The sequence below is a fragment of the Ideonella sp. P3_A4 genome, assembly GCF_056403075.1.
Window position 1 is genome coordinate 1 of the sequence record NZ_JBFUGE010000654.1, and the last position, 3,184, is coordinate 3,184.

The following is a 3,184-nucleotide window of genomic DNA, read 5'->3' on the forward strand; positions in this document are numbered from 1 at the left end:
GGCTCGCGCCGCTAGGTCTCAGAGCGCAGCAGCTTCAGCCTTCGTCGGCTTGTCGCCGCTCTTGCCCGGCGACTGGATGTCCAGCAGCGTGTGGCCTTCGGCGTCCACGTCCACCGTCAGGCGGCCACCGTCGACCAGGCGGCCGAACAGCAGCTCGTCGGCCAGCGCACGACGGATCGTGTCCTGGATCAGGCGCTGCATCGGCCGCGCGCCCATCAGCGGATCGAAGCCCTTCTTGGACAGGTGCTTGCGCAGGCCGTCGGTGAAGGTCACCTCGACCTTCTTCTCGGCCAGCTGCTGCTCGAGCTGCAGCAGGAACTTGTCGACCACGCGCAGGATGATCTCTTCGTCCAGCGCACGGAAGCTGACGATCGCGTCCAGCCGGTTGCGGAACTCGGGCGTGAACAGGCGCTTCAGGTCGGCCATTTCGTCGCCCTGCTCACGTTTGGTCGTGAAGCCGATGGTCGACTTGTTCATCGTCTCGGCGCCCGCGTTGGTGGTCATCACGATGATCACGTTGCGGAAGTCGGCCTTGCGCCCGTTGTTGTCGGTCAGCGTGCCGTGGTCCATGACCTGCAGCAGCACGTTGAAGACATCCGGGTGGGCCTTCTCGATTTCGTCGAGCAGCAGCACCGAGTGTGGCTTCTTGGTGACGGCCTCCGTCATCAGGCCGCCCTGGTCGAAGCCCACATAGCCCGGGGGCGCGCCGATCAGCCGGCTCACCGCATGACGCTCCATGTACTCGCTCATGTCGAAGCGGATCAGCTCGATGCCCAGGATGTAGGCCAGCTGCTTCGCGACTTCGGTCTTGCCGACGCCGGTGGGGCCGCTGAACAGGAAGGCGCCGATCGGCTTGTCCGACTTGCCCAGGCCCGAGCGGGCCATCTTGATCGCGGCCGACAGCGCGTCGACGGCCGGGTCTTGCCCGAACACCACGCTCTTCAGGTCGCGTTCCAGGCTCTTGAGCTTGCCGCGGTCATCGCTGGACACCGAGGCGGGCGGAATGCGCGCGATCTTCGCGACGATTTCCTCCACCTCGTTGCGGGTGATGGTCTTCTTCTGCTTGCTCTTGGGCAGGATGCGTTGGGCGGCACCGGCCTCGTCGATCACGTCGATCGCCTTGTCGGGCAGATGACGGTCGTTGATGAACTTGGCCGACAACTCAGCCGCGGCCTGCAGCGCGCCCAGCGCGTACTTGACGCTGTGGTGCTCTTCGAAGCGCGACTTCAGGCCCTTCAGGATCTCGACAGTCTGCTCGACCGACGGCTCGACCACGTCGACCTTCTGGAAGCGGCGCGACAGTGCTGCATCTTTCTCGAAGATGCCGCGGTATTCGGTGAACGTTGTTGCGCCGATGCACTTCATCGCGCCCGACGACAGGGCCGGCTTGAGCAGGTTGCTCGCGTCCAGCGTGCCGCCCGATGCGGCGCCAGCGCCGATCAGCGTGTGGATCTCGTCGATGAACAGGATCGACTTCGGGCTTTCCTTCAGCTGCTTCAGCACGCCCTTCAGACGCTGCTCGAAGTCGCCGCGGTACTTGGTGCCCGCCAGCAACGCGCCCATGTCCAGCGCGTAAACCATGGCATCGGCCAGCACTTCAGGCACGTCGCCCTCGGTGATGCGCCAAGCCAGGCCTTCGGCGATCGCCGTCTTGCCCACGCCGGCCTCGCCGACCAGCAGCGGGTTGTTCTTGCGGCGGCGGCACAACACCTGGATCACCCGCTCGACTTCGCTTTCGCGGCCGATCAGCGGGTCGATCTTGCCTTCGCGGGCCAGTTGGTTCAGGTTGGTGGTGAACTGGTCCAGCGGCGAGCCCTTGCCTTCGGCGGCGCCGTCTTCCTTCTCGCCATCGCCCGAACTGCCCTCATTGCCCTTTTGCGGCTCGGGCGGGTCGGACTTCTTGATGCCGTGGGCGATGAAATTGACCACGTCCAGCCGGGTGACGCCCTGCTGGTGCAGGTAGTACACGGCGTGCGAGTCTTTCTCGCCGAAGATCGCCACCAGCACGTTGGCGCCGGTCACTTCCTTCTTGCCGCCGCCGGTGGACTGCACGTGCATGATCGCGCGCTGGATCACGCGCTGGAAACCGAGCGTCGGCTGGGTGTCGACCTCTTCGGTGCCACCCACCGTGGGGGTGTTTTCGCGGATGAACGCGACCAGGCTCTTGCGCAGGTCCTCGATGTTCGCCGCGCAGGCGCGCAGCACTTCGGCCGCAGAAGGGTTGTCCAACAACGCGAGCAGCAAGTGCTCGACGGTGATGAACTCGTGCCGCTGCTGGCGCGCCTCGACGAACGCCATGTGCAGGCTGACTTCAAGTTCCTGGGCAATCATGCGGCCTCCATAATGCATTGAAGCGGGTGTCCCGAGCGACGTGCAGCGGCGAGCACCAGCTCGACCTTGGTGGCCGCGACGTCTTTTGAGAAGACGCCGCAGACAGCCCGACCCTCATGGTGAATCTTCAACATGATGAGGGTGGCGGCTTCAAGATCAAGCCTGAAATATTCCTGCAGCACCATCACGACGAATTCCATCGGCGTGAAGTCGTCGTTGAGCATGACGACCTGGTACATCCGGGGTGGTTTGGTCCGTGCTGCTTTCTTCTCGGCGACAACCGAGCCGTCACCCTCGTCCGGCCGTGAGACCGAGGGCGGCAAAGCAGGCGGCTTGGGCGCTTTTGAAGGCATGAAATCAGTATAGCCAGTTGACCTTGGCAGCACAGGGGCAGGCTCATGTTCGCCGCAAACGGCAACAGGCCATTGAGTGAAAAACCGCCGTCACCCACCCCTTATCTAGGGGTGTCGACGTTGCCTGTCTGCTGAAGGCATGATGGACATGACCTCACGCCATTGACATCGCCGATCCGAGCCCACAAAAATAGCTGCACAAGCCCCTTCCACAAAGGGCGTCAGGGAGAAGTGATATGGACTTGATGGGTACCGTCAAATGGTTCAATGACGCCAAGGGCTTTGGCTTCATCGAACCGCAGGGCGGAGGCGATGACGTTTTCGCCCATTTTTCAGCCATCCAGATGGACGGCTTTCGCACCTTGAAGCAGGGCAGCCAGGTCGCTTTCGAGCTGGTGCAAGGCCCCAAAGGCCACTTGGCTCAGAACATCCGGGCGGTCGACGCCGCGGCGGCGTCCGAAGAACGACCGAACTGAGTCATCGCGTCGCAGGCTGCGTGG

At 63.5% G+C, this 3,184-nt stretch carries 3 protein-coding genes; 1 reads left to right on the forward strand and 2 read right to left on the reverse strand.

The genetic code is table 11. The features are described 5' to 3' along the window. Positions 1–18: 18 nt before the first annotated feature. The gene (gene clpA, locus AC1DYI_RS30595) at positions 19–2,331 is read right to left on the reverse strand and encodes an ATP-dependent Clp protease ATP-binding subunit ClpA (RefSeq protein WP_477207883.1); all 2,313 of its coding nucleotides are present in this window, start codon (positions 2,329–2,331) and stop codon (positions 19–21) included. Further along, the gene (clpS, locus tag AC1DYI_RS30600; protein WP_477207884.1) at positions 2,328–2,684 is read right to left on the reverse strand and encodes an ATP-dependent Clp protease adapter ClpS; all 357 of its coding nucleotides are present in this window, start codon (positions 2,682–2,684) and stop codon (positions 2,328–2,330) included. The genes clpA and clpS overlap by 4 nt, the downstream gene beginning before the upstream one ends. A 236-nt stretch (positions 2,685–2,920) precedes the next feature. Between clpS and AC1DYI_RS30605 the strand changes: the two genes are divergently transcribed. Next, complete coding sequence (locus AC1DYI_RS30605) at positions 2,921–3,160, forward strand: cold shock domain-containing protein (RefSeq protein WP_477207885.1); 240 nt, start codon at positions 2,921–2,923, stop codon at positions 3,158–3,160. Positions 3,161–3,184 lie beyond the last annotated feature (24 nt).

Excerpts from the sequence above, each read along its gene's own strand:
- AC1DYI_RS30605 (WP_477207885.1), top strand. The coding sequence starts at position 2,921 with ATGGACTTGATGGGTACCGTCAAATGGTTCAATGACGCCAAGGGCTTT.
- clpA (WP_477207883.1), bottom strand. The coding sequence starts at position 2,331 with ATGATTGCCCAGGAACTTGAAGTCAGCCTGCACATGGCGTTCGTCGAG.
- clpS (WP_477207884.1), bottom strand. The coding sequence starts at position 2,684 with ATGCCTTCAAAAGCGCCCAAGCCGCCTGCTTTGCCGCCCTCGGTCTCA.